Here is a 24,786-nt window from a genome sequence, read left to right on the forward strand (position 1 = left end):
AACGCATCTTCACAGCCAAGCTGCGCCGCGCAGGACACCGTCCGTGACTCGTCCCATTTCGGCGTCCGACAGCAGTCGCTCGATACGTCCGGAGTCCAAGTCACCATCGGCGCTCCGTGCTCCACCCCACCCGATCGTCACCGATCACGAGGCCGAATCAGGCTGCGGCTGAGGCGTTTTCGGCATCGCGCAAATGGCTCGGGAGCGCGGTCGGCTCGACCACCGAACGACGCGGCGCCGGGGCGAACTTGGCCGCGATGTGGTTCGGCAGCGACAGGCGGATGACCTTGCCCCACGCCGAGGCGACCTGCTTGTGCAGCGGACCGGTGACGTACTGCAAGCCGTAGCGCTCGCAGATATCGCGGATCTTCGGCGAGATCTCCTGGTAGCGGTTGCTCGGCAGGTCGGGGAACAGGTGGTGCTCGATCTGGTAACTGAGGTTGCCGGTCGCGATGTGCATCGCCTTCGAGCCGTCGATGTTGGCCGAGCCGATCATCTGGCGCAGGTACCAGTCTCCGCGGGTCTCACCGTCGATGGACGTCTTGGTGAACGTCTCGACACCCTCCGGGAAGTGGCCGCACATGATCACCGAGTGCGTCCACAGGTTGCGGCCGAGGTTGGCGATGTAGTTGGCCAGCAGCGTCCGACGCGCCGAGCCGAGCGGCAGTGCGAGCACCGGGTGGATGACGTAGTCCTTGGTCATCTGCTGGCGGATCTTGTTGAGCACCTTGCGACCGTCGGTCTTGAATCGCTCCTTGTCCTTGCGCCCGGCGAAGTACTTGCCGATCTCGAGGTCGTACGCGGCGATGCCGTATTCGAAGAAGCACGCGTTGATGAAGTTCCAGGCCGGCTGGCCGAGGTAGAACGGCGCCCACTTCTGGTCCTCGTCGACGCGCATGATGCCGTAACCCAGGTCGTTGTCGCGGCCGAGCACGTTGGTGTAGGTGTGGTGCAGTTCGTTGTGGCTGTGCTTCCACAGGTCCGCGGGCGAGGCGTTGTCCCACTCCCAGGTGGTCGAGTGGATCTTCGGGTCACGCATCCAGTCCCACTGGCCGTGCATCACGTTGTGCCCGATCTCCATGTTCTCCAGGATCTTGGAGACCGTGAGCCCGACGGTGCCGAGCACGAACGCCGGCTTGTACTTGGAGAACAACAGCAACCCGCGCGAGCCGAGCTCGAGCTTGCGCTGGACGTCGATCGTGCGGCGGATGTACGCGGCATCGCTCGCGCCACGCTGGCAGATCACGTCGTCGCGGATCGCGTCCAACTCCTTACCCAGGCACTCGATGTCGTACGCGGTGAGGTGCGCGATCGGGTTGGTTTCCTTCTTCTGCAGCGCAGTCATGAGTTTCTCCTGATCGTTCGTGGACTAGAGGTCGATGTCGCAGCGCCCGGCCGCGGCCGAGATGCAGGTCTGGACGAGCACGCCGTCCCCGGGGCTCGCCCTGGTGAGCTCACCGGTGCGCAGGTCGCGGACGGCTCCCTCGCGCAGGGGAAGGACGCAGCCGTAACAGATGCCCATGCGGCAGCCGGACGGCATGAGGATCCCGACTTCCTCGCCCTGGTCGAGGATCGGTCGTGCACCGTCACATTCGAGCTCGCGGTCGAGTCCGGTGAAGTGGACCGTGCCGCCCTCACCCGGTTCGACGAGCGCAGGACGGAAGCGCTCGGTGTGCAGCTTGTCGGCGAGTTCGGCCGATTCCCAGTGGGATTCGACCATCTCCAGCATTCCTGCCGGGCCGCACGCCCAGGTCTCGCGCTCACGCCAATCGGGCACGAGACGCTCGAGTTCGTCGGTGTCGAGCATGCCGTGGACGTCGGTGTGCCTCTCCTGCAACGAGATTCGGCCTGATGCAGCCAAGTCGCGCAGCTCGGAGGCGAAGATGACGTCCTCGGGACGCGGCGCCGAGTGCAGTAGGACGACGTCGTCCATCTCGTCGACGGCGTGACGCAGGATTCCCATGACAGGGGTGATGCCGCTTCCACCGGTGAGCAACAGGATCTTGGCCGGAAGCGTCGCAGGGAGCACAAAGGTACCTTCAGCCTGCTCCATCTGGACGATCTGACCGACCCTGAGGTGCTCGACCAGATATGTGCTGACCGCTCCACCCGAGATCGCCTTGACAGTGATCGAGATGCAGCCGTCGGTACGCGGACCGGATGTGATCGAGTACGCCCGCCACATCCGGACGCCGTCGATGTCGACTCCGATACGCATGTACTGACCGGGCGTGTGCCCACGCCACCGCTTGCCAGGACGGATCGTGACGGTCAGTGCGTCCTGGGTCTCCGATCGAAGATCCTCCACCCGCCCGCGCAACACAGTGCTGGTGCGCAGTGGGTCGAACAGATCGACGTAGTCCTCGGGAAGCAACGGCGTGGTGACTGCCTTCGCCAATCGGAAAGCGCGCGAACGCCACGGCGAGGGCGCGGCATCGGGCGTCGTTGTCGGCATAGGTCCAGCCTGCTTGACGATGAGAGTTAATCTCTTGACCAGGAGACGTGAAAACGTCGCTCTGATTTGTTCGAGTCGAACAAGAACGGACCGAAATGGCTCAGTTCAATCCGCCCCGGCTCCCTGATGAGGCTGTTGCCGGCCTTGCCGACCAGCTCCCTGAGGTCGCCGAACGCTGTGTCGCCGCCATCACGGCCGAGGTTCCGGGGTACGCCGGCGCCCTGAGTGGCGAACCCGGCGAAGTCATCGAAGAGGCCGTCCAGCAGGCGCTGGCCGGTTTTCTACGGCTGGCCGGCGGTCCACAGGGCAGCGACCCGTCCACCCCGATGCGCCCGGCCCTCGACGGTGCCTATGCCTTGGGTCAGGGCGAGGCACGCAGTGGTCGTTCGATGGACGCTTTGCTCGCCGCGTACCGCGTCGGCGCCAGAGTGTCCTGGCGCGAACTGTCCACTGCAGCAGTCGACGTCGGTATCGATGCTGCGACGATCGCGCGCTTCGCCGAGTTGGTGTTCGCCTACATCGACGCGCTCTCGGCGGCCAGCGTCGCCGGGCACTCCGACGAACTCGCCACCGAGGGACGTGTCCGCGAACGCAGGCGGGAACGACTGGCGGGAGAACTCCTCGCCGGGCGTGAGCAGGAGGTGCTCGTGACGCTCGCCGAACGCGCTGAATGGCCGCGGCCCCTGTCACTAACGGCAGTCCTGCTGCCGGCCGACGCAGCCGCATCCGTGATGTCGACGTTGGGCGCGAACTGCCTTCGGGCAGCGGACGATTTCTCGGACGCCGACCTCGCCGTCCTGCTCGTGCCCGACCTGCACGGTCTCGCACGTCGGCGCTTGCTGAAAACATTGCGCCACACGTCCGCGGTCGTCGGCCCGACCAGACCCTGGACACACGTCACGTCCTCGTGGCAGCGCGCCGTGAAGGCGCACGAACTCGGTCTCGCCACCGGACAGACACCGCTCGACACCGAGGACCACCTGGCCGACCTCGTCCTCCAGTCGGACCGGGATGCATTGCAGGACCTGAGGATTCGCGCGCTCGCTCCGCTGACTGACCTACCGCCGGCCACCGCCGATCGGCTCGGGGAGACGCTGCGTTCCTGGCTGTTGCACCAAGGACGTCGCGACGCCGTCGCAGCCGATCTGCATGTTCACGCTCAGACGGTGCGCTACCGGATGACACAGATCAGGGAACTGTTCGGTGACCGTCTGGACGATCCGTCAACGGTCCTGGACATTCTGATCGCGCTCCAGCCGAAGACTGTCGACAACCCCTGATCGAGTGATCCCACCCTGATGAGTCAGCCCGGGGAGGCCATGACAGCCGTTCGCGGTGCTTTGATGAAAACAAGTGCCTGACCGGCACCTACGCGATCAACGGAAGGACATCTCGTGGTTGAGAAGTCGACCTTCACATTGCCCGGTCTGACGAAGAAGAAGTCGGACGAGATCATCAAGATCCTGCAGGTGCGCCTGTCGTCCTACAACGACCTGCACCTCACCCTGAAGCACGCGCACTGGAACGTGGTCGGCGCTCACTTCATCGGCGTCCACGAAATGATCGACCCGCAGGTGGAGCTGGTACGCGGGTACGCCGACGAAGTGGCCGAGCGCATTGCCGCAATGGGCGCCTCCCCCGGCGGCCGCGTCAGCGACATCGAGCGCGACCGCACGTGGGACGACTACGCCATCGAACGTGACACCGTCGGTGCACACTTGGGCGCCCTCGACAAGGTGTACGACGGAGTCATCACCTCCAACCGCAAGGCGATCGAGGAACTCGACGACCTCGACCTCGTCACGCAGGACCTCATCATCGGACAGACCGGGGAACTCGAGAAGTTCCAGTGGTTCGTGCGCGCTCACCTCGAGTCGTTCGCCGGAGAGCTCAAGGACGCCGGTACGACCACCGAGAAGGACGCTGCCGCAAAGACCCGCAAGGTCTGAGCACGGCTGATCACGTCTGAGAACCATCTGGATCACCGGTCGCACTCGCGGCCGTCCACCGCCGACCCGATGAGAGTTCGTTCCGCATGAATGCATACGACGCAGTCGTGGTCGGCGGTGGCCATCATGGCCTGGTCGCCGCCATCGAACTGGCCGACCACGGCCGTCAGGTTCTGCTGTGCGAGAGCCGGCCGGAGGTGGGCGGCGCAGTTGCCGACCGGACGATCGGCGACTTCGTCGTGGACGAGTTCAGTGCCTTCCACCCGCTGGCTGCGGCATCACCCGTCCTCCAGGGGCTCGGCCTCGACAAGCACGGGCTGCAGTGGGCGCGCAGCGAGCGGGTCGTCGCCCATCTCGGCCGGCCCGACGACACCTCGGGTGCCTTGCTGCACGCCGATCCCACACACACGGCGGCCCGTCTGGACGCGGACGCTCCGGGTGACGGAGCAGCATGGCTCGAACTGGTCGACAGCTTCGCCTCGCTCAAGGATCCGCTGCTCGACGCCCTCCTGCTGTCCTGGCCGCCGGTTCGCCACGCACCGAAACTGGCGAAGGCAGTCGGCGCGACGAATCTGCTCGACTTCGTCCGCTTCGCGCTGCTACCCGTCGAGCAACTGTCGGTCGAACGATTCCGTGGTCGAGCGGCGCGAGATCTGCTGTCCGGCAACGCGATGCACGCCGACATCCCACCTGAAGCGCCCGGCAGTGGCGTGTACGGCTGGATCATGACGATGCTCGCCCAGGACGTCGGTTTCCCGACCCCGGTCGGGGGCGCCGGCGCCCTGGCCCGCTCACTGCGTTCCCGTGCTGAAGCAGCCGGCGTCGAGATCAGAACCGGTACGCCTGTCGTCCGGATCAGAGCCGAGCACGCACGCGCCTCGGGCGTCGACCTCGCGTCCGGAGAGTTCATCAAGGCACCGGTCGTCATCGCCGACACCAGCGCACCGATGCTGTACGGCACGTTGCTCGAGGACGTACCGGCCGGACTCCGGGCACGGATGGAGCGCTTCACCTGGGATCTGCCCACCATCAAGATCAACCTCGGTCTGTCGGGTGCGATGCCGTGGACCGCGGAAGCCGGGCGGTCGACCTCGGTGGTCCACGTCGGCGGTGGTCACAGCGACCTCGTGCGCTGGAGTGCCGATCTGGGCTCCGGACGCATCCCTGAGCACCCGTTCGCCCTGGTCGGACAGATGACGTCGACCGATCCGCTGCGCTCCCCCGCCGGCACCGAGTCGATGTGGGTATACAGCCACCTCCCGCGCGGCGTCACCGACGACGACGGCACCGAACACTTGATCCGCAACTGCGAGCGCATGCTCGAGGAGTTCGCGCCGGGGTGGCGTGATCTGGTGGTCGAACGCTGGGACCAGACACCGCGATCACTACAGGACTCGAACGCCAACCTGGGTGAGGGTGCAGTGGGCGGAGGCACCATGCAGTTGTTCCAGCAGGCGTTCTGGCGACCCGCCACCGGACTGGGTGGACCCCGCACATTTTTGCCCGGGCTCTACCTCGGCAGCGCCGCGATCCATCCCGGCGGCGGCGTGCACGGCGGGGCCGGCCACATGGCGGCGCGCGCCGCGTTGGCCGACAGCGGTCTCGCCGGCAAAGTTCGAGGCGCACTCGAACGCCGTGTGCGCCGCTCCATCGACACCACCCTGCCCCGATTCTGAACCCCCCCTAAACCACGCTGAACCACAGGAGACTCCATGCGCACCATCTCGGTCGAACACACCACGCCCGCTTCGCCGGAAGCCGTCTGGTCGGTGCTCGCCGACGGGTGGGCCTATCCGTCGTGGGTGGTGGGAGCCTCGCGCATGCGCGCCGTGGAGGCCGGATTCCCTTCACCCGGAACAAAATTGCATCACAGTGTCGGCAACTGGCCGTTGCTGCTGGATGACGAGACCGCGGTACGGGACTGCGAACCGGGCAAGTCCTTACGGCTGGAGGCGAAGACCCGTCCGTTCGGCACCGCCATCGTCGCCATCCACCTCATCGCCACTCCGGACGGTGGCACCGTGATCAGCATGGAGGAGGACGCAGTCTCCGGGCCGCTCGCGCACACGCCCAAGCCCGCACGGCAGGTGGGCATCGCCGCTCGCAACAGGGAGACTCTGCGCCGCCTGGCTCTACTGGCCGAACGCGCCGACCAGGCCTGAACCGAACACGGCACCAGCGGGCGCTTCCGACTACCGGCGCCGGCCGAAAGCCGGCTGCTTGGGCGTGCCGTGATGCGCACGGGTGTGATCTACGTCATCCTGACCTCCGACGTATCGAGGGGGTCATGCATGCAGGACACGTCGAAAACGGCGGCCGCGCGCACGTCGCATCACGAAGGACCGACCGAAGCCGCCGCCACGGCAAGCGCTCTGGCCCACGCCAAGTTCCGGCCGGACATCGAGGGACTTCGTGCGATCGCCGTGGGGTTCGTCCTGCTCGCCCATGCTGGTGTGCCGGGGATGCACGGAGGGTTCATCGGAGTCGACGTCTTCTTCGTGATCTCCGGGTTCCTGATCACCGGACTGCTGCTGCGCGAAGTCGACCGCACCGGTCGAATCTCGTTCGCCGACTTCTGGGCACGACGAGCCAAGCGTCTGCTCCCGGCGGCATCGATCGTCCTGGTGGCATCGATGTTGCTCACCTGGTGGGCAATGCCAGTGACGACCTGGCGTCAGATCTGTGGCGACATCCTGGCCTCGGCTACCTACGTCATCAACTGGCGCTTGGCGTCCCAGTCGGTCGACTACTTCGCCGGCACCGAGCCTTCACCTGTCCAGCACTTCTGGTCGCTCGCAGTCGAAGAGCAGTACTACCTGGTCTGGCCATTGCTGATCGGCCTGGTCGTCCTGGCGACCCGCCGTGCTGTTCACCGACGCCGGCTCGCCATCGGCATGGCCCTGCTGTGCGTCATCGTCCCGTCGCTCGCCTGGTCGATCCATGCGACCACGACCGACCCCGCGAAGGCATACTTCGTCACGCACACCCGGCTGTGGGAGCTCGGGATCGGTGCGCTGGTTGCCGTCACCGCCACGTTCTGGAACCGCCTGCCCGTGCGGGTCGCCACTGCTGTGATGTGGGCCGGTCTCATCGCGCTGGTGGCCGTCGCGATTCCGTTGGCCGACGAGCAGAACTGGCCGGGCTCGAGGGCATTGATCCCGACACTCGCCACCACGGCGGTGATCGCCGGGGGGTCGCGTGGCGTACCTAACCTGCCGTTGCGCCTGCTGGGCAGCAAGCCGTTCCTGTTCGTCGGAGGACTGTCGTACGGCGCGTACCTGTGGCACTGGCCGTTGCTGGTGACGTTCGACGCGAAGTACGGGCCGCTGCCGTGGCCGGTGAAGCTGCTGATCAGTCTCGGGTCCCTCGTTCCTGCCTGGTTCACGTTGAAGTTCGTCGAGAACCCTGTGCGTTTCGCCAGTGTGCTGCGCCGGCCGGCCCGGCGGGCACTCGCGGTCGGCGCTCTGTGCACGGTGGTCGGCATCGGAGCGGCGGGCACCCTGAACACCCTTGCCGTTGCACAGGTCCAGCAGGTCGACACGTCCGAGGCCAGGGGGCTGGGGAGCGCGCAGACACCTGCCCCGACCGTGCATCGCAAGGACGGGGCGAGCCCGAATCCGGACCCCTACCTGCGTCCGCCGGAGCCCGGATCCCTGGATCTGAAGCCGACGTCGATCAGTCCCGACCCACTCGTCGTGAGCAAGAACAAACCCGAGCACACCTGCCTGTCGACCATCGAGACGACCGCGCCGAAGATCTGCACAGCCGGCGATGAGAACAGCAGCACCACGATCGCCCTCGTCGGCGACTCCAAGGCCGACCATTGGGCGGACGTCCTGCACACGGTCGGCAAGGAGAAGGGCTGGAAGGTCGTCGTCATCACCAAGGCATCCTGTCCGCTGACCGCGCAGACCATCTACCGCAGCCGCTCGGCGGGGAACAACTACCGCGAATGCTTCACCTGGAACAAGGCGGTGATGACGCTGCTGACGAAGGACATCAGACCGGCAGCGGTCGTCACCTCGGGGTACGCGAGTGACGCTCTGACGAACGACGGCCGGCCGAGCAGCGAGTTGATGACCGCCGGGTACGTCGCGCAGTGGAACCTGCTGAAGAAGGCAGGCATCCGGGTTGTGGCACTCGCGGACATCCCGAACTCACCGGACGACATCATCGCGTGCGTCGCGTCGGCTCGTCTGACGGCGAACTCCGACTGCGCCTTCGGACGCAACGATGGGAACGGCACCGCCAATCTGAAGCAGGGTGCGCAGCAAACAGCAAGCAGCTTCGTGAACTTCAACGACTGGATCTGCCCCACCGAGAACTGTCCCCCGGTGATCGGGAACGTGCTGGTCTATCGCGACGACAAGCACGTGTCCAAGCTGTTCGCCGACTCGATGCTTCCGATCGTGCGGGCACGGCTGGTGCCCCATCTGGCCGCCGCAGCGAACACTCGCTAGCCCCTGCACCACATGCGTTCGGCCCCGCTCACCACGACGGTGAACGGGGCCGAACGTCGGCCTCAGTGACGTCCCGGCTTGCCCGGTCGCCCCTGCTTGCCCGGCTTGCCCGACTTGTCACGGAACACCTGGATCACCGACGGACGCGGCTGACCGGTGCCGTCGTACGGGAACAGGCTCGCGGGCGCCGACGGGCTCGCCCCGTCGACCTCACCCGGGTGCTGAACCGCGCAGAACACCGTCTTGTCGTCGACGATCAGCGGGCCCGCCGACTCCGCACCGTGAGGCACGGTGTGGAACTGCTTGAGGTGACCAGCGTCGGCACCGTCGAGCGGCATCATGAAGAACGCGTCCGCGTTGCCCAGAGCGTTGCCGTCGGTCGAGATCCACAGGTTGCCCTCGGAGTCGAAGGCCACGTTGTCCGGGCACGAGATCGGGCTGACCTCGCTCTTGTCGAACCCGTCGAAGTACGTGGTCGGGTCCTCCGGGTCACCGCAGATCAGCACGAGCTTCCAAGTGAAGGTCGTACCGGTGTGGTCGCCGCGGTCCTCGACCAGCTCCAGCACCTGACCGTGCTTGTTGCTCGGACGCGGGTTGGCCTCGTCGACCTCGGCGGCGGTGCGCTTGGAGTTGTTGGTCAGCGCGACGTAGACCTTGCCGGTGACCGGGCTGGGCTCGACGTCCTCGGGGCGGTCCATCTTGGTCGCGCCGGCCTTGTCGGCGGCCAGGCGCGTCCAGACCAGGACCTCCTCGACCGACATGCCGGCGATCTTCGACTTGCCGCCGACCACCAGCGGCAGCCAGGTGCCGGTGCCATCGCAGACGCCGTCCTGCTGACCGTCGCCGGTGAACTTGGCGACGTAGAGGTCGCCCTCCTCCAGCAGCGTCATGTTGTGGCGGCGGTCGCCCACGCGGTACTTGCGCTTGGAGACGAACTTGTACAGGTAGTCGTAGCGCTCGTCGTCACCGGTGTAGGCGACCACGTGTCCGTTGCGCGCGATCTGGACGTTGGCGCCTTCGTGCTTGAGGCGGCCGAGGGCCGTGTGCTTGCGCGGGGTGGACGTCGGGTCGGTCGGGTCGATCTCGACGACGTAGCCGAATCGGTTGACCTCGTTGGGCTCCATCGAGGTGTCGAAGCGCGGGTCCACGGAGTCCCAGTTGCGGCCCTTGCTGCCGGTGATGCCATACCGCTTGTACGCGGCTTCCTGCCCGGCCGGCGCGGACGCCGTTTTGAAGTAGCCGTTGAAGTTCTCCTCGCCGGACAGGACGGTGCCCCACGGAGTGGTGCCACCGGCGCAGTTGGCGAACGTGCCGTACACACGGCGGCCGGTCGGGTCGGCCTTGGTGCGCAGCAGCTTGGATCCGGCAGCAGCGCCGGTGATCGCGAACTCGGTGTTCGGGGTGATGCGGCGGTTTTTACGAGCGCCCATCTTGGCTTCCCACTCGCGTCCCTTGCGGGCGACCTCGACCACGGACATGCCGTGCGCGGCCATCGCGATCTTGATCTGCTCCTTGGTCATCGAGGAGTAGCCGGTGAATCCCCGGAACATCAATTCGTCGTTGGTGTACTCGTTGTTGACCACCAGCAACCCGCGACCCGAGCGCCCGTGCCGGACCAGGCCGACGTAATCGCAGTTGTAGCCGAACTGCTTCTCCTGAGCGGCCGCCGTCTGGTTGTCGAAGTCGAACTCCGGCGCGCCGGCGATGATCGGATCGCCCCACTTGACCAACGGCTTCCAGGTGAATCCCTCAGGGGTGACGACCTTGTCGGTCTCGAACGGGATCGGCGGCGTCGACTCGAACTCGTAGACCTTGTGACCGAGGGCGTGACCGCGTCCTTCACCGGCGGCAGCGGGACCCGCGACGGCTACGGCGGCGCCGGCCACGGCGGTGGTGGCACCGACGGCCTTGAGGAAGGTACGGCGGGAGGTGCCGGCGACGATATCGCCGAAGTACTTGTTGTCGCTCTCGTTGGCGACGGGCTGGAAGCAGCTGTCGGCGCAACGGTAGTGACAGGTCATCAGCGACCGGCTGCCGTTGTGGGGGCGATCGGTGGCAAGCGGGATCAGGCGCCGGTGTTCAGGCTGTGCAGGGGTCAAGGTTCACACCTTCCAGGCGGATCGTTCGATGCGTCCGCGGCGGGGTGCACGGACGCGTGGCCGCCGCGAGGACGGGCCGCCTCCCGACGCTAGGAGCGGGTGCCACCGACGGGGTGACGCTCGGGTGAACGAACGATGATGGTTCGGTTAGGAATGGCAAGACCGCCCGGGCTCAGGCGGGATCGCGCCGCTGTCAGGATGGAACGGTGAACTCGTTCGAAACACTCGCCGCCCGTCTGCCTGTTCCGATCGTCGCTGCCCCGATGGCCGGTGGGCCCTCCACGCCGGCTCTCGTCGCTGCTGTTGCCGACGCGGGAGGTTCCGGGTTCCTGGCTGCCGGGTACCGCACCGCGCAGGAGATGAGTGCGCAGATCGCCGAGGTGCGGTCGCTGACCGAGCGCCCGTTCGGCGTCAACCTCTTCGTGCCGAACGACGACCCGGTGGACGATGCGGCACTGGAGGTCTACCGCCGCTCCTTGCTGCCCACGGCGTCCGAATTCGGACTCGACGAGCTCCCGTCCCACAAGGCTGAGACGGAGGACTGGGACGCGAAACTTGCTGCGCTGCAGGAAGATCCGGTGCCGATGGTCTCGTTCACGTTCGGCCTCCCAGATGCGGACGTGGTCGGCGCCTTGCAGGCCGTGGGCACCTGCGTCCTGGCCACGGTCACGTCCTTGTCGGAGGCTCGTGCTGCCGAGCAACTCGGGTACGACGGGCTGGTCGTGCAGGGTCCGGACGCCGGCGGCCACCGGGGCACTCACCACACGTCGACCGAACCCGACAGGACGACGCTGCTGTCGCTGCTCGCGCACATCGTCCAGTCCGTCGACCTGCCGATCATCGCCGCGGGTGGCCTGTCGGCCGGCTCATCCATCGCCGACGCCCTGGCTTTCGCGGACGCCGTCCAACTCGGGACGGCCTTCCTGGACGCCGACGAGGCCGGCACGTCCGCCATTCACCGCGCCGCGCTGCGCGACCCGCGTTTCACCGAGACGGCGGTGACGCGCTGCTTCACCGGGCGCTTCGCCCGCGGTTTGCGCAACGATTTCATCGACCGCTTCGATCACGCCGCGCCGGCGGCCTATCCCGCGGTTCACCAGGTCACCCAGCCGTTGCGGAAAGCGGCAACGGCAGCCAACGATCCGCGGTTCGTCCACCTGTGGGCCGGCACCGGGTGGCGCGACCTGCCGAGCGGCGGTGGCGCGCAGATCACGAACGACCTGTGGCGAGCTGCGCAGGAACAGATGCACGATGCCTAGGCACGAAGAAGCCCCGACCAGCGAACTGGTCGGGGCTTGTGTGCTCCCCCGGTTGGACTCGAACCAACAACCTGCCGGTTAACAGCCGGCTGCTCTGCCAATTGAGCTACAGGGGAATGTGTCCCTGGTGGGCGCGAGACGAAACTCTAGCAAATCGGGCGCCCAACCACCGAATCGAGTCAGGCACCGATTCAGCTGCGCTCCGGTGGGAGTCCTACCTGGTCGCGTAGGTGCGCGCCGACCTGCTCGACAGCCTGCGCGACGGCGGGATCGGACGCTGCGGTTCGGCGTCCGAGGACGACCTGCTCGAACAATTCCCCCGTGCGCAGATCCTTGCGAATCACCACTCGTCCGGACTGTCCCGGACCGGTCGTCGGCAAGGCCGCGGACAGCACGACGGACGCCTGCACGCGTTCGTGGAAGACCTCGGGCAGGCGGGTGTCGGTGTCCTTGAAGGTGAACTGGACACCTTTGCTGCGATCGATCCAGGTGATGGTCAACGTCCAGGTGTCCGAGCTCCATTGACCGGTGTCGACGCAAGACCAGGGCTTGCGCCACAGCACCGCTGTGTCACGGACGATCGCAAGTTCGGCGGTGCACGCCGCGACGGTGTGGCCGGTGTTGTCGTCGACGGCATACGCCAGCACCTTGTGTCCGCGCGGCAGGTCGAGCGCATCGGTCAGATCGGCGGGAGCTTTGGGGTCGCGCCCGAACATGCGCATCAGGTTCTCCTCGGTCGTTGGATGGTCGATGGGTCACTCGGTGGCCATGCGCGCGTGCGCGGCCTGCAACTGCAGCAGGCGCGCTGACAACTGCCGGGCCATCTCGGCGTCGCCGGAGTGTTGACGTAGTTGAGCCATCACGTCGTCGATCCGGCGCCGCATCGCCGCATCGCGCACGCGGGCGATCAGCGAGGCGGCAAACCGCGGTTCGGGCAGCCCGGTGTTGCGGTCGATGCGGGTGGGCAGTTCGGTGACCGAGAGTCGCGCCACGTAGCCGCCGATCTCCTCGGGGGCGGCGGCTCGCACCGCATCACTCCAGGCCCGCAACGACTTCGTCGATGGGTCGCCGACCTGCATCACCGCTTCGAAGATCTTGCCGTGCGCCGGCGCGAGGAAGTCGTCGACGGACAGTTCCATCAGCTGCGGGCCGGGCACCGCCGACGGGAACTGGAGCATGCACGAGAGCAACTGCATCTCCGCGACAACGAGCGGGTTCCTGAAGTCGGGCAGCGCGATGCCCGGCGTCTCCTGCTCGGGCTCGGGCTCGGGTTTACGGGCCGGACGTTCGTCGACCTTGATCGCGGAGGCCTTGTGCACCTCGAGTTCGAGCTGGTCGAGCGGCACACCGATCCATCCGGCGACCTCTCGGGTGTACGCCGGACGCATAGCGGAGTCGCGAATTCCCTTGATGATCGGGGCAACTGCACGCATTCCGCGGACGCGGCCCTCGACGCTGCCGAGGTCGAACCGGTCGAGCGTCGTGCGCACCGCGAACTCGAACATGGGGATCGCCGACTCGATCAGCGACTCCACTCCCGGCGTGCCTTCGGCCAGTCGAAGCTCACACGGGTCCATGCCGTCGGGGGCGACGGACACGTACGACTGCGCAGCCCACTGCTGGTCCATGTCGAAGGCCTTCATCGCCGCCTTCTGCCCGGCGGCATCGCCGTCGAAAGTGAACACCACACGTCCGGGCGCCTGTCCCGCTTCGTCGCGGATCAGCCGGCGGATCGACTTGATGTGTTCGGTACCGAACGCGGTGCCGCAGGTGGCCACGGCATGCGGCACACCGGCAAGGTGACAGGCCATCACGTCGGTGTAGCCCTCGACGATCACGGCTCGACGGTCCGACGAGATCGACTTCTTGGCCAGGTCGAGACCGTAGAGGACGTGGGTCTTCTTGTAGATCGGCGTCTCGGAGGTGTTGAGGTATTTGGCCTCGATGCGGTCGTCGTCGAAGATCCGTCGCGCGCCGAACCCGATCGTGTCCCCGGTGATGTCGCGGATCGGCCAGACCAGGCGTCCGCGGAACCGGTCGTACAAGCCCCGTCGACCTTGCCCGACCAGCCCGGCAGTGACGATCTCCTCAGCGGTGAAACCCTTGCGGCGCAAGAGATCTGCGAGCGCCTCGCCGCTTCGTGGTGCGTAGCCGACCCCAAACGGTTTGCACTGCGCGCTGTTGAAGTCGCGGGCGCGTAGGAAGTCGCGGGCGGTTCGTGCCTCGCCCGACGAGATGAGCGACTCCTGGTAGAACTCGTCCGCAACCCGGTGCGCCTCGAGCAGCCGGGTCCGTCGGCCGATGGATTCCGGACGTGGCCCGACGCCCTGCTCGTAGTGCAGTTCGACGCTGTATTTCGCGGCCAGCCGCTCGACGGTCTCGGCGAAGGTGAGGTGCTCGACCTCCATCACGAAGTTGATGACGTCGCCGCCCTTGCCGCAGCCGAAGCAGTTGTAAGCGCCGACGGCCGGCCGGACGTAGAACGACGGGGTCTTCTCGTCGTGGAACGGGCACAGGCCCTTCAGCGAGCCGGGACCGGAACGACGCAGCGTGACGTGTTCGCCGACGATCTCGTCGATCGCCGCCTTCTCCTTGACGAGAGCGATGTCGTCTTCCTTGATCAGGCCCGCCATCGTTCACCACCTCTCGTCGTTCGCCCGCGACTTCGAAGTCTATGTCGCTGCCTGCCTGCGCTCGACCGCCCTCCGCAGGGCCCGAGCAACGGGTGAATCAGAGTTGGGTGCGGGCCAGCAGCCGGGCCCGCAGGTCGGTCATCGACGCCACCTGGTCGACGACCACCCGCAGGCGGGTGCCATCGTCCGTCGCCAGGTCGTACTCCTCGGCGAACAGCGGATCCAGCAGGTCGGGGCGGGCGCTCAGCAGATCGACGAGTCCGATCAGTTCATCGCGCTGTCGAGCCATCAGTTCATTGCGCTCGTCGGTGAACATCACGAACCGCGCAGCGGTCGCCTTGAGCAGGACGCACTCCGCGACCACGTTGTCGGGCACCACCAGATCGGCGGCGTATCGCAGCAGCCTGCCCTCGCCGTGGCGATCGGTGGTGGCTCGCACTGCCTCGCGCACGAACCATCCGATGAGCCTGCTGGTCATGTCCTTCAACGAGGCGACGGCGGCCCGGCCGCTGCCTCGCTCCGCGGGCACCGCGCCGCTACCGAGCAATGCCGTTGCCGCACTTTCGATCTCGGCGACCGACAGGTGTGGTGCGTACAACCGCTGCGCCAAGTGGGCAAGCTCGTTGACCTCGGTCGCCGACCCCAGCACTCGCAGGTCGATGAGGCCCGAGGTGACGCCGTCCTCGACGTCATGCACCGAGTAGGCGACGTCGTCCGCCCAGTCCATGACCTGCGCTTCGAGACAGCGAGCCTTCGACGGGGCATCGGCTCGCACCCAGCCGAAGATCTCCCGGTCGTCGGCATAGCAGCCGAACTTGCGGGTCCGCGCCGGTCCGTCGCCGCGCGTCCACGGGTACTTCGAGGCCGCGTCCAGGCTGGCGCGGGTGAGGTTGAGGCCCACCGAGCGTCCCTGCGGGGTCGAGCGTTTCGCCTCGATACGGGTCAGCAACCGAAAGGTCTGCGCATTGCCCTCGAAGCCACCGATGTCGGACGCGATCGCATCCAGTGCGGTCTCACCGTTGTGGCCGTACGGCGGGTGACCGAGGTCGTGGGCCAGACATGCGGTGTCGACGACGTCCGCGTTGCAGCCGAGCGCGGAGGCGATCTCGCGTCCGATCTGCGCGACCTCGAGCGAGTGGGTCAACCGGTTGCGAATGAAGTCGTCCGAATCCGGCTGTAGCACTTGTGTTTTGGCAGCCAACCGACGCAAGGAGGCCGAATGCAGGATCCGGGCCCGGTCGCGCGCGAAATCGTCGCGGTCGGCGCTCTTCTGCGCAGGATCCTCCCCGACGAAGCGTTCGCGATCCCGGGGCGAGTACCCACTCATCGGCCTCTCCTGCCGGCGAAGACGCGCAAGGGCGAGCGCATGCTGTGTTCGGTGTAGCCGCCGATCGCCAGACCCGCGCCGCGCTCGAACCGGTTGCGTGACCAGTGATCGCCGGTGAGCAGCTTCGACCACGCGCACGCCGCGAGGTACAGCGGGATGAACGGCAGGCCGCCGCACCGCTGGTACTGGAACGAGTGCCACTCCTCATGGCGCAGCAACCATTCGCGGTGCTCGAGGATCTCCGGCCACTCCTGGCGGGTGATCGCGACGCTACCCACGGTGAACGCGCCCGCGGCAGGGAATCCGAAGCGGTACCGGTCGGCGAGCCACATCCCGCGCGGACCCCGAGTGATCCGACACCGGCCGATCCGGGCGACGAGGAGCCCGAAGGCAGTGGATCCGTTCCGCTTGTTCGCGCGGTTCTTCGCATCGATGCGACCCTGCTCGAACTCCTGCACGAAGGGGTCCGACATCAACGGATGGGTCACTGCTGCGCCTGGAACATCTGCGGGACGACGTCGACGAACTGCACCAACCAGCCGCGTTGCTGGGCTGCCCAGTTGTCGGCGATCGGGTCGACCGGGAACAGGATGGATGCCTCGTCCGCGCTCACCAACGCCAGGTCACGGCCCTGGTCGTCGGTGACGATGCGCCAGTCGGCATCGGTGGTGCGGCGCAGGTGCTCGCCGAGTGCCATCCCGATCGCGGTGAGCGTCGCAGTGGGGTCGGTACGAGCATCCTCGTCGGTCGCGAGCACCTCGTCGAAGTACTTCTCGTACGCGGCCTCGATGCTGTCGGCCGACTCGACGTCGATCCCGAGACGCGCGGCGTCACCGAGCCAACCGCGCAGCACGATGCGGGACTGGGTGTCGAGTTGTTCGATCGTCGGGGCGGTCGAATCGGCGGTCATGAGGCGGTGGCGCCGTACCTCGCCTGCGCGCGGGCGCGAGCCTTGGCAGCTTCGACCTCACGGTCCTTGGGCGGCGCGGTCGTCACCAGGGCGTCCAGCAGGTGCCGGCTGGCGTGTGCGATCTGCTCCACCGCTTCGTCGAACGCTGCCTGGTTGGCGGCGGACGGCTTGGTGGTGCCGGCGATCTTGCGCACGTACTGCAGTGCAGCAGCCTGCACCTCGTCGTCGGTCGCCGGCGGTTCGAAGTTGTTCAGCGGACGGATGTTGCGGCACATGTGCCCAGGTTCCCATACCACCCGATGGTGCGAGCCCGGTCGAGCCCGCCTGCGCTCTACGCTCGTGTCATGAACCGCAGGAACCGCCCGCTCGTCAGCGCCGAACGCCTGAAGCAGGTCATGGACGAAGGATCCCTGGATCCGGTGCTGCTCGACGTCCGTTGGCAGTTGAACGCGCCGTCGCAGCGCGCGGCGTACGACGAGGCGCATCTGCCCGGCGCGCAGTGGATCGAGTTCGAGGAAGTGCTCAGCGGTGAGCCCGGCGACGACGGCCGCCACCCGATGCCCGATCACGAAACCTTCGAGCGGGCGATGCGCGCGGCCGGCGTGACCGACGACCGTCCGGTCGTTGCCTACGACCAGGCGAATTCGCTTGCCGCGAGCCGCGCCTGGTGGCTGCTTCAACACTTCGGCCACACCGACGTATACGTGCTGGACGGCGGTTTCGAGGCGTGGGTCGCAGCCGGTCATCCGGTGACCTCGCAGGTCGACCCGGTGGTGCCCGGCGAGTTCGTCGCCACCCCGGGCTGCACGCCGGTCCTCGACGCGGACGAGGCGGCCGACCTGGCCTACCGTTCGGTGCTGCTGGACGCTCGTCCGGCCGACCGGTTCCGCGGTGAGAACGAGACGATCGACCCGGTCGCCGGCCACATCCCGGGTGCTGTGTCAATGCCCGCGTTGGCCAACGTGGGTCCCGACGGACGCTTCCTGCACCCGGACGATCTGGCCATGCGCTTCACGGCGGCCGGGGTGCGACCCGACAGCGAGGTCGGCGTCTACTGCGGGTCCGGCGTGCAGGCGTCCCACCTGGCGCTGGCGCTGCAGGCGAGTGGCATCAATCCCCGCACCGGCGTCTACGTGGGGTCGTGGTCGCACTGGATCACCGACCCGGACCGTCCGGTCGAGACGGACTGATCCTCAGCCGCCGCTGGCGTCGATCTCGGCGGCCGCGATCGTGGCGCGCTGTTGCGGCGAGAGTTCCTGGCTGTCGAGCCAGCCGTCCGGCAGGATCACGCGCCGCTCGGAACCGGCGCGTCCACGCTGGCCCTCTGCGGCCTCGCCCGGCCACGGCTGGTCGAGGTCCATGGTTGCGATGAGGTCGTCCAGCGCGGCCAGACTGTCGACGAGCGCCAGGCTGCTGCGGATGTGCGAACCGGCCCGGAATCCCTTGAGGTACCAGGCGATGTGCTTGCGGATGTCGCGGCACGCCTTCTGCTCGGACTCGTAGAACTCGACGAGGTACTCGGTGTGCAGGCGCAGCGTCTGCGCGACCTCGCGCATGGTGGGCTCCACCCGGTGCGACGAACCGGAGAATGCGGCGGCGAGATCGGTGAACAGCCACGGCCGGCCCAGGCACCCGCGGCCGACGACGACTCCGTCGCAGCCGGTCTCGGCGACCATCCGGACCGCGTCCTCGGCCGACCAGATGTCGCCGTTGCCGAGGACGGGGACCGAGGTGACCGTCTTCTTGAGTGTTCGGATCGCCGACCAGTCGGCGGTGCCGGAGTAGGCCTGTGCGGCCGTGCGCGCGTGCAGGGCAACCGCGGCGGCGCCCTCGCCTTCGGCGATCCGTCCGGCTTCGAGGTAGGTGAGGTGGTCGTCGTCGATGCCCTTGCGCATCTTGACCGTCACCGGAATGTCGGCCTTGGCGGCTTCACGAACGGCGTTGCTGACGATGCCGCGGAAGAGTTCGGTCTTCCACGGCAGCGCTGAGCCGCCGCCCTTGCGGGTGACCTTGGGCACCGGGCAACCGAAGTTGAGATCGATGTGGTCGCAGCGGTCCTCCTCGACGAGCATCCTTACCGCAGCTGCCGTCGTGGCCGGGTCCACGCTGTACAGCTGGATCGAGCGCGGCGACTCGTCCGGGTCGTGCTCGATCAATCGCATCGTGATCGGGGTTCGCTCGACCAGTGCGCGGGAGGTGATCATCTCGCTGACGTACAGGCTGCTCGCACCACTGGCACCCGCCGCGTCCGAGCCGGCATTGCCGTATTGACGGCACAAGCGACGGAACGCGCGGTTGGTGATGCCGGCCATCGGGGCGAGCACCACCGGCGTCTCGATGCGCTGGTTGCCGATCTGCAGGGCAGGCAGCACGGGAGCGGGAACGGTCGTAGTCATGGCGTCCACCATCGTCTCAGGCCGGTGCAAATCGGCGGGTTCGTCGCACGGACAGGTCGCCGTTAGGCTCGTCGGGTGCAGGATCAGACCCCTTCCGTTTCCGTGTCGCCTTTGCGCGCGAAGATCGAACACCGCAGCAACCCGATGGTCGAGACGCTCAGCCGGACGCCGCGAGCGCTGCCGATCGTGCTGTTCGCCGTTCTGGTCGCGGCGGGTGTGCTGTTGCGGGGAGTGCTCGGCGGGATCCTCCTGGTGGTCGCGGCCACATTCGTCGGTTGGCTGGCCTATCTCCTCTGGCCGCGGTTGTCGCTGCCCGAACGGGTGATGCGGTGCGCCGTGCTGCTCCTGGTCGCTGCGCTGGCCGTCGTCTGCTTCGCCGCCGAAGGTCTGCTGATTTGACAACGATTCTCAACTGATTGAGAATCGTTCTCATGCTTCGTCTCGCCGTCCCTCTCGTCGCCGCCGCTCTCGCCACGTCCCTCGCCGCCTGCGGCTCCGACCCGAGCACTGCGGACGGCGCCGCGAAGAAGGACGGCGCGACACTGAACGTGGTGACGACGTTCTACCCGTTGCAGCATGCGGCCGAACGGGTCGGCGGCTCCACGGCGTCGGTGACCAATCTGACCAAGCCGGGCGCCGACGCGCACGACCTGGAACTGAAGCCGAAGGACGCCGCGTCCATCCAGCAGTCGTCGCTGCTGATCTACCTCAAGGGCTTCCAGCCGTCCGTCGACGCGAGCGCGTCCTCGGCGCCCGAGTCGTTCGACGTGTCGTCGACGGCGAACCTGTCCCTGCACGCGGATGACGTGACGAAGGTCGGCGGCGATGCTCACGACCACGGTGACGAACAGGGTGATCACGAGGGCCACGACCACGGCATCTACGACCCGCACTTCTGGCTCGACCCGGTGCGGTACGCGTCCGTGGTGGCTGCGATCGGTGAGCGCTTCTCGAAGCAGGACCCGAAGAACGCGTCCCGATACCGTTCGTCCGCAGCGACTTTCGTCAAGGAGCTCACGTCGCTCGACGGGTCGTTCTCCTCGACGCTGGCGACCTGCACCAGCCGCGAGTTGGTGACCGCACACACGGCGTTCGGCTACCTCGCCGATCGTTACAAGCTGCACCAGGTCGGGGTGACGGCGATCTCACCTGAGCAGGAGCCGACCCCCGGACGCCTCAAGGCAGTCGCCGATTACGTCCGCAAGCACAAGGTCACCACTATCTACACCGAGGTGTTGACGTCGCCGGCCGTCGCTGAAACCGTCGCCAAGCAGACCGGGGCGAAGGTCGCACTGCTCGACCCGCTGGAAGGACTCACCGACAAGTCCCCCGCCAAGGACTATGTCTCGGTGATGAAGGCCAACCTTCAGGCGCTGAAGAAGGGACAATCGTGCCGATGAGTCCCTCAGCGCTACGACTGAACGATGCGGCCTTCGGATACGGGGGCCGCGTCGTCGTCGACGGACTGACCTTCGACGTGCCGACCGGACAGGTGATGGCCGTCGTCGGGCCGAACGGATCCGGGAAGTCCACCTTCGTCAAGGGCCTGCTCGGCCTGGCCGACCAACTCGGTGGTGACGCCGCCGTTTTCGGTGATCCGCCGCGCACCCGCGAGGTGCGACGCCGCATCGGTTACGTCCCGCAGCGGCACACCCTGTCTGCGTCCGTACGCGCCACGGTCCGCGAGATCGTCGAGACCGGGCGCCTCGCGCACCGGCCCTGGTACCGGCCGGCCGGCGCCGACGACCGGGCCGCCGTGGACGCAGCACTCGCTCAGGTCGGGCTGGGCGATCGGGTCGACGCGGAGGTGTCCGACCTGTCCGGCGGCCAGCAACGCCGGGTACTCATCGCCCGTGCGCTGGCCGGGCGCCCGGACCTGCTGATCATGGACGAACCCACGGCGGGCGTCGACACCGCCAGCCAGACCGTGCTCGCGGAGGTGCTGCACCGGCTCGCCGACGAGGGCACCACCATGTTGATCGTCACCCATGAACTGGTCGCACTGCGCGGCATCGTCGACCGGATCGTCGAGATCGCCCAAGGCGGACTGGCCTTCGACGGGACTCCCGTGGAGTGGGCGGAGCAGGAGCGCGGACGCATCCTGGCGACCGCGTCCCACGACGGTCACTGCGGCCCCGGCGATCCCGAGCGGTCCACGTACGCAGTCGGCCCGTGGGACGGCATCACTCCCCCGCCCGCAGTGTCACGCCGCGTAGGAGGCCGTCGTGCTTGAGATGTTCGAACTCGACTTCATGCGCCAGGCGTTCATCGCTGCTGTGCTCGTCGGCGCCGCGGCGCCCGCCGTGGGTGTCTTTCTGGTGCAACGGCGGCTGTCGTTGATCGGGGACGGACTCGGTCACGTCGCACTTGCCGGCGTCGCGATCGGCGTGCTCACCGGCGCCGCGCCGACCTGGACCGCGCTGGTCGCGGCGATACTTGCTGCCTGCGTGATCGAGGCAATTCGCTTGCGCGGCAAAACGAATGCGGACGTCGCTCTCGCCGTGATGTTCTACGGCGGCATCGCGCTCGGTGTCGTGCTGCTGGCAAAGGCGCCGGCCGACCAGGGTGCATCGATGTCGACGTACCTGTTCGGTTCGATCCTGACCACGCAGGCGGACGAGCTCTGGCAGTTCGCGGTGTTGGCCGTGATCGCGCTCGGTGCCACGACCGTCCTGCGCAAGCGGTTGTTCGCGGTGGCGAACGACGAGGAGTTCGCCCGGGCGGTCGGCCTGCCGGTCATGCGGACCAACCTGTTGCTGTCGGTGCTCACGTCGGTGACCGTCGTGTTGTCGATGCGCGTGATCGGTCTGTTGCTGATCAGTGCACTGATGATTCTGCCCAACGCCACCGGCCAGTTGCTCGGCCGAAGCTTCCGGGCGTCCACCACCTGGGCTGTCGTCGTCGGGGTGCTGTGCGGCGCTGTAGGAGTCGCGGCGTCGTACCAACTCGACACCCCGTCCGGGGGCACCGTCGTCCTCACCGCCGTCATGATCTTCATCGTGGTGTCGCTCGTCGCCGCGGCGCGCCGAGCGATCATCCTGCGCCGTGCGCGCGCCGGCACGCACCCACACCGGCACTACGACGGCTGCGGACATGACGCAGTGCTGCACGCCGACCATGTCGATTACCTCCACGACGGGCACCACCACGCTGCGCACGACGACCACTGGGATGAACACGCGCCGACGCGTGAGACGTCCGGCAGAACCACCCACGAGGAGCACGTCTGATGAGCCGCAAACCGACCCGCCAGCAGACCGCCGTCGCCGAGCAGCTCGCCTCCCGCGGCGACTTCGTATCAGCGCAGCAGTTGCATGCCGCGCTCACCGCCAGCGGCGCATCGGTCGGTCTCGCGACGGTGTACCGGACACTGCAGACGATGGCCGGCGACGGCACCGTCGACGCGCTGATCACCCCCGAGGGCGAGACCATCTACCGACGGTGCGAGACCACCGGCCACCACCACCACCTGGTCTGCCGCCAGTGCGGCCGCACCGTCGAGGTGGAGGGCCCCGCCGTCGAGCAGTGGGCCGACCGGGTCAGCTCCGAGAACGGTTTCCGCGACGTCGAGCACACCCTCGAGATCTTCGGGGTCTGCGCCGAGCACTGACCCTTTGTGTTTACAGCGAGGTCATGCAGGGCGCGCTGCCAGCATGTGTCATACGTAGCGCGCTACATTCGACGCGCTCTGCATGACACGGTCGCTTGGTCCAGGTCAGCTGGACGCAGCGTCGACGGCACCACCGAAGCGGCGGTCGCGGTCGGCGTAAATCTGCACCGCTCGCCAGAGGTCCTGGCGGGTGAAGTCGGGCCACAGCGTGTCGAGGAAGACCATCTCGGCGTACGCCGACTGCCACAGCAGGAAGTTGCTGGTGCGCTGCTCGCCGGACGAGCGGACGAAAAGGTCGACGTCGGGCATGTCGGGCCAGGTGAGGTTGCGGGCGATCATCTTCTCGTCGATGGACGAGGGCTTGATCCGTCCCGCCTTCACCTGCTCGGCGATGCGCTGACAGGCCTGCGCGATCTCCGCGCGTCCGCCGTAGTTGACGCACATCTGCAGCGTCATGCCGGTGTTGTTCGCGGTGAGTTCCTCGGCACGCTTGAGTTCCTTGAGCACCGACAGCCACAATCGCGGACGCTGCCCGGACCACCGGCAACGCACGTTCCACGAGTGCAGCAGGTCGACCCTGCGACGGATGACGTCGCGGTTGAAGCCCATCAGGAAACGCACCTCGTCCGGCGATCGCCGCCAGTTCTCGGTGGAGAACATGTACGCCGACAGGTTCGGAATGCCGAGTTCGATACACCCGGCGATCACGTCGATGAGTTGCGCCTCGCCGGCCTCGTGCCCCTTGGTGCGCGGCAGTCCCCTCTGATTGGCCCAGCGCCCGTTGCCGTCCATGACCATTGCGACGTGCTGCGGGACGAGTTCGGCCGGGATCTTCGGCGGGTCGATCCCGTCGATGTGCAGCGGCGAGACGTCCGGGACGGTCACTGGCGAACTCCTTCGGGTAGCACGGTCGGGGTGCGATCGACCAGCCGCAACGATCTCACGCCGCGCTCGAGGTGCCATTGCACGTACGCCGCGACCAGACCGGTCGCCTCGTTGCGCACCTCGGGTGCGCTGGCGTCGGCGACGTCCCAATCGGCTGCCAGCAGCGCACCGAGCAGCAGGAAGGTGTCCGGACGCGGGGCGCCGGATCCCGGGGTACGGCACGAGGAGCACACCGCTCCCCCACTGGCGAGATTGAACGCACGGTGCAGCCCGGGGTCGCCGCAGCCGGCGCACCGGTCGAAGGTCGGCGCCCAGCCGGCGATCGCCACGGCCCGCAAGAGGTAGCTGTCGAGCACGAGCCCGGACTCGTGGGCCGAACTCGCCAGTGCCGCAAGGCCGCCCGCCAGCAGGTTGAACTGCTGAATCTGCTGCTCACCGTCCTCGCACAACCGCTCGGCCGTCTCCAACATCGCGGCAGCGGCGGTGTATGCACCGTAGTCCTGCGCGATGTGATGGCCGTACGCCGCGACCAGTTCGGCCTGTGTCACGGTGTCCAGATTGCGTCCTTCGTAGCACTGCACCTGGACGATCATCGCCGGCTCGAGCCGCGACCCGAACTTCGACTTCGTGCGGCGAACCCCCTTCGCCACCGCACGCACCTTGCCGCGTCCGCGGGTCAACAGCGTGACGATCCGATCGTGCTCGCCCAGCTTGTGGGTGCGCAGCACGATCGCGACGTCGTTGTAGGTGGGCATGGTGTCGTCCATTGTCCCCCAACCCGAGCAACCGACACCGCACCGACA

The 24,786-nt window shown here is 67.3% G+C and carries 24 protein-coding genes and 1 tRNA gene; 12 read left to right on the forward strand and 13 right to left on the reverse strand.

Annotated features, from left to right (window positions below; all coding sequences use genetic code 11):
* Positions 1-157: 157 nt before the first annotated feature.
* Together ACYU8W_RS01385 and ACYU8W_RS01390 are read right to left on the reverse strand one after the other, a co-directional pair.
* A complete protein-coding gene (locus ACYU8W_RS01385) occupies positions 158-1,345 on the reverse strand; it encodes a fatty acid desaturase family protein (protein WP_499466028.1) in 1,188 nt (395 codons plus the stop codon).
* Between the two features lie 24 nt (positions 1,346-1,369).
* Entirely contained in the window at positions 1,370-2,455 is a 1,086-nt protein-coding gene (locus tag ACYU8W_RS01390) for a ferredoxin reductase (RefSeq protein ID WP_499466030.1), read from the reverse strand.
* Between the two features lie 95 nt (positions 2,456-2,550).
* Here ACYU8W_RS01390 and ACYU8W_RS01395 point away from each other — a divergent pair, with 95 nt between their 5' ends.
* The 5 genes from ACYU8W_RS01395 to ACYU8W_RS01415 all read left to right on the forward strand — a co-directional run bounded on the left by ACYU8W_RS01395 (position 2,551) and on the right by ACYU8W_RS01415 (position 8,864).
* A complete protein-coding gene (locus ACYU8W_RS01395) occupies positions 2,551-3,735 on the forward strand; it encodes a PucR family transcriptional regulator (protein ID WP_499466032.1) in 1,185 nt (394 codons plus the stop codon).
* 114 nt (positions 3,736-3,849) lie between these two features.
* Positions 3,850-4,404 carry a Dps family protein gene (locus ACYU8W_RS01400; RefSeq protein ID WP_499466034.1) on the forward strand — a complete coding sequence of 185 codons (555 nt, stop codon included), beginning with the start codon at positions 3,850-3,852 and terminating at the stop codon, positions 4,402-4,404.
* 86 nt (positions 4,405-4,490) lie between these two features.
* Positions 4,491-6,080 (forward strand): phytoene desaturase family protein, encoded by a 1,590-nt coding sequence (locus tag ACYU8W_RS01405; RefSeq protein WP_499466036.1) that lies wholly within the window; start codon positions 4,491-4,493, stop codon positions 6,078-6,080.
* A 36-nt stretch (positions 6,081-6,116) separates the two neighbouring features.
* A complete protein-coding gene (locus ACYU8W_RS01410; RefSeq protein ID WP_499466038.1) occupies positions 6,117-6,566 on the forward strand; it encodes an SRPBCC family protein in 450 nt (149 codons plus the stop codon).
* Between the two features lie 129 nt (positions 6,567-6,695).
* Positions 6,696-8,864 (forward strand): acyltransferase family protein, encoded by a 2,169-nt coding sequence (locus ACYU8W_RS01415; RefSeq protein WP_499466040.1) that lies wholly within the window; start codon positions 6,696-6,698, stop codon positions 8,862-8,864.
* 62 nt (positions 8,865-8,926) lie between these two features.
* On the opposite strand, the gene ACYU8W_RS01420 is transcribed toward ACYU8W_RS01415, so the two are convergent.
* Positions 8,927-10,885: a PhoX family protein gene (locus tag ACYU8W_RS01420; RefSeq protein WP_499466138.1), complete on the reverse strand. Its 1,959-nt coding sequence runs from the start codon at positions 10,883-10,885 to the stop codon at positions 8,927-8,929.
* A gap of 284 nt (positions 10,886-11,169) precedes the next feature.
* On the opposite strand from ACYU8W_RS01420, the gene ACYU8W_RS01425 reads away from it, so the two are divergent.
* The gene (locus ACYU8W_RS01425; protein ID WP_499466042.1) at positions 11,170-12,222 is read left to right on the forward strand and encodes a nitronate monooxygenase; all 1,053 of its coding nucleotides are present in this window, start codon (positions 11,170-11,172) and stop codon (positions 12,220-12,222) included.
* A 43-nt stretch (positions 12,223-12,265) separates the two neighbouring features.
* Here ACYU8W_RS01425 and ACYU8W_RS01430 read toward each other — a convergent pair.
* The 7 genes from ACYU8W_RS01430 to ACYU8W_RS01460 form a co-directional block, all read right to left on the reverse strand.
* Positions 12,266-12,338, reverse strand: a tRNA-Asn gene (locus ACYU8W_RS01430).
* A 75-nt stretch (positions 12,339-12,413) separates the two neighbouring features.
* Positions 12,414-12,944, reverse strand: a complete 531-nt coding sequence (locus ACYU8W_RS01435; protein ID WP_499466044.1) for a hypothetical protein — start codon at positions 12,942-12,944, stop codon at positions 12,414-12,416.
* Positions 12,945-12,977: 33 nt separating this feature from the next.
* Positions 12,978-14,855: a DNA primase gene (dnaG, locus tag ACYU8W_RS01440; RefSeq protein ID WP_499466046.1), complete on the reverse strand. Its 1,878-nt coding sequence runs from the start codon at positions 14,853-14,855 to the stop codon at positions 12,978-12,980.
* 97 nt (positions 14,856-14,952) lie between these two features.
* A complete protein-coding gene (locus ACYU8W_RS01445) occupies positions 14,953-16,182 on the reverse strand; it encodes a deoxyguanosinetriphosphate triphosphohydrolase (RefSeq protein WP_499466048.1) in 1,230 nt (409 codons plus the stop codon).
* The gene (locus tag ACYU8W_RS01450) at positions 16,179-16,655 is read right to left on the reverse strand and encodes a hypothetical protein (protein ID WP_205744736.1); all 477 of its coding nucleotides are present in this window, start codon (positions 16,653-16,655) and stop codon (positions 16,179-16,181) included. The genes ACYU8W_RS01445 and ACYU8W_RS01450 overlap by 4 nt, the downstream gene beginning before the upstream one ends.
* 11 nt (positions 16,656-16,666) lie before the next feature.
* The gene (locus ACYU8W_RS01455) at positions 16,667-17,092 is read right to left on the reverse strand and encodes a DUF3806 domain-containing protein (protein ID WP_499466050.1); all 426 of its coding nucleotides are present in this window, start codon (positions 17,090-17,092) and stop codon (positions 16,667-16,669) included.
* The gene (locus tag ACYU8W_RS01460; protein ID WP_129625678.1) at positions 17,089-17,367 is read right to left on the reverse strand and encodes a DUF2277 domain-containing protein; all 279 of its coding nucleotides are present in this window, start codon (positions 17,365-17,367) and stop codon (positions 17,089-17,091) included. The genes ACYU8W_RS01455 and ACYU8W_RS01460 overlap by 4 nt, the downstream gene beginning before the upstream one ends.
* Before the next feature lie 69 nt (positions 17,368-17,436).
* On the opposite strand from ACYU8W_RS01460, the gene ACYU8W_RS01465 reads away from it, so the two are divergent.
* Positions 17,437-18,282, forward strand: coding sequence for a sulfurtransferase (locus ACYU8W_RS01465; protein ID WP_499466052.1), 846 nt, complete (start codon positions 17,437-17,439; stop codon positions 18,280-18,282).
* 3 nt (positions 18,283-18,285) lie between these two features.
* Here ACYU8W_RS01465 and dusB read toward each other — a convergent pair whose 3' ends face one another.
* Positions 18,286-19,488, reverse strand: coding sequence for a tRNA dihydrouridine synthase DusB (gene dusB, locus ACYU8W_RS01470; RefSeq protein WP_239701658.1), 1,203 nt, complete (start codon positions 19,486-19,488; stop codon positions 18,286-18,288).
* 75 nt (positions 19,489-19,563) lie between these two features.
* Here dusB and ACYU8W_RS01475 point away from each other — a divergent pair, with 75 nt between their 5' ends.
* The 5 genes from ACYU8W_RS01475 to ACYU8W_RS01495 are packed head-to-tail and all read left to right on the forward strand — an operon-like array spanning position 19,564 to position 23,098.
* The gene (locus ACYU8W_RS01475; protein ID WP_499466054.1) at positions 19,564-19,887 is read left to right on the forward strand and encodes a DUF6703 family protein; all 324 of its coding nucleotides are present in this window, start codon (positions 19,564-19,566) and stop codon (positions 19,885-19,887) included.
* Positions 19,888-19,919: 32 nt separating this feature from the next.
* A complete protein-coding gene (locus ACYU8W_RS01480; protein WP_499466056.1) occupies positions 19,920-20,888 on the forward strand; it encodes a metal ABC transporter substrate-binding protein in 969 nt (322 codons plus the stop codon).
* Positions 20,885-21,721 carry a metal ABC transporter ATP-binding protein gene (locus ACYU8W_RS01485; protein ID WP_129625674.1) on the forward strand — a complete coding sequence of 279 codons (837 nt, stop codon included), beginning with the start codon at positions 20,885-20,887 and terminating at the stop codon, positions 21,719-21,721. The genes ACYU8W_RS01480 and ACYU8W_RS01485 overlap by 4 nt, the downstream gene beginning before the upstream one ends.
* Entirely contained in the window at positions 21,714-22,718 is a 1,005-nt protein-coding gene (locus ACYU8W_RS01490; RefSeq protein ID WP_499466058.1) for a metal ABC transporter permease, read from the forward strand. The genes ACYU8W_RS01485 and ACYU8W_RS01490 overlap by 8 nt, the downstream gene beginning before the upstream one ends.
* Positions 22,718-23,098, forward strand: coding sequence for a Fur family transcriptional regulator (locus ACYU8W_RS01495; RefSeq protein WP_129625672.1), 381 nt, complete (start codon positions 22,718-22,720; stop codon positions 23,096-23,098). The genes ACYU8W_RS01490 and ACYU8W_RS01495 overlap by 1 nt, the downstream gene beginning before the upstream one ends.
* A gap of 105 nt (positions 23,099-23,203) precedes the next feature.
* On the opposite strand, the gene ACYU8W_RS01500 is transcribed toward ACYU8W_RS01495, so the two are convergent.
* Positions 23,204-23,983 (reverse strand): isoprenyl transferase, encoded by a 780-nt coding sequence (locus ACYU8W_RS01500; RefSeq protein ID WP_499466060.1) that lies wholly within the window; start codon positions 23,981-23,983, stop codon positions 23,204-23,206.
* Complete coding sequence (recO, locus tag ACYU8W_RS01505) at positions 23,980-24,738, reverse strand: DNA repair protein RecO (protein ID WP_499466062.1); 759 nt, start codon at positions 24,736-24,738, stop codon at positions 23,980-23,982. The genes ACYU8W_RS01500 and recO overlap by 4 nt, the downstream gene beginning before the upstream one ends.
* Between the last annotated feature and the right edge of the window lie 48 nt (positions 24,739-24,786).

This window comes from Yimella radicis (genome assembly GCF_054778255.1).

Bases quoted from the DNA above. Each gene is read 5' to 3' on its own strand.
- ACYU8W_RS01455 (WP_499466050.1), bottom strand. From the start codon at position 17,092: ATGACCGCCGATTCGACCGCCCCGACGATCGAACAACTCGACACCCAG.
- dusB (WP_239701658.1), bottom strand. From the start codon at position 19,488: ATGACTACGACCGTTCCCGCTCCCGTGCTGCCTGCCCTGCAGATCGGC.
- dnaG (WP_499466046.1), bottom strand. From the start codon at position 14,855: ATGGCGGGCCTGATCAAGGAAGACGACATCGCTCTCGTCAAGGAGAAG.
- ACYU8W_RS01395 (WP_499466032.1), top strand. From the start codon at position 2,551: ATGGCTCAGTTCAATCCGCCCCGGCTCCCTGATGAGGCTGTTGCCGGC.
- ACYU8W_RS01445 (WP_499466048.1), bottom strand. From the start codon at position 16,182: ATGAGTGGGTACTCGCCCCGGGATCGCGAACGCTTCGTCGGGGAGGAT.
- ACYU8W_RS01405 (WP_499466036.1), top strand. From the start codon at position 4,491: ATGAATGCATACGACGCAGTCGTGGTCGGCGGTGGCCATCATGGCCTG.
- ACYU8W_RS01420 (WP_499466138.1), bottom strand. From the start codon at position 10,885: ATGACCTGTCACTACCGTTGCGCCGACAGCTGCTTCCAGCCCGTCGCC.
- ACYU8W_RS01480 (WP_499466056.1), top strand. From the start codon at position 19,920: ATGCTTCGTCTCGCCGTCCCTCTCGTCGCCGCCGCTCTCGCCACGTCC.
- ACYU8W_RS01390 (WP_499466030.1), bottom strand. From the start codon at position 2,455: ATGCCGACAACGACGCCCGATGCCGCGCCCTCGCCGTGGCGTTCGCGC.
- ACYU8W_RS01485 (WP_129625674.1), top strand. From the start codon at position 20,885: ATGAGTCCCTCAGCGCTACGACTGAACGATGCGGCCTTCGGATACGGG.
- ACYU8W_RS01495 (WP_129625672.1), top strand. From the start codon at position 22,718: ATGAGCCGCAAACCGACCCGCCAGCAGACCGCCGTCGCCGAGCAGCTC.
- ACYU8W_RS01410 (WP_499466038.1), top strand. From the start codon at position 6,117: ATGCGCACCATCTCGGTCGAACACACCACGCCCGCTTCGCCGGAAGCC.
- ACYU8W_RS01465 (WP_499466052.1), top strand. From the start codon at position 17,437: ATGAACCGCAGGAACCGCCCGCTCGTCAGCGCCGAACGCCTGAAGCAG.
- ACYU8W_RS01415 (WP_499466040.1), top strand. From the start codon at position 6,696: ATGCAGGACACGTCGAAAACGGCGGCCGCGCGCACGTCGCATCACGAA.
- ACYU8W_RS01385 (WP_499466028.1), bottom strand. From the start codon at position 1,345: ATGACTGCGCTGCAGAAGAAGGAAACCAACCCGATCGCGCACCTCACC.
- ACYU8W_RS01435 (WP_499466044.1), bottom strand. From the start codon at position 12,944: ATGCGCATGTTCGGGCGCGACCCCAAAGCTCCCGCCGATCTGACCGAT.
- ACYU8W_RS01450 (WP_205744736.1), bottom strand. From the start codon at position 16,655: ATGTCGGACCCCTTCGTGCAGGAGTTCGAGCAGGGTCGCATCGATGCG.
- ACYU8W_RS01460 (WP_129625678.1), bottom strand. From the start codon at position 17,367: ATGTGCCGCAACATCCGTCCGCTGAACAACTTCGAACCGCCGGCGACC.
- recO (WP_499466062.1), bottom strand. From the start codon at position 24,738: ATGCCCACCTACAACGACGTCGCGATCGTGCTGCGCACCCACAAGCTG.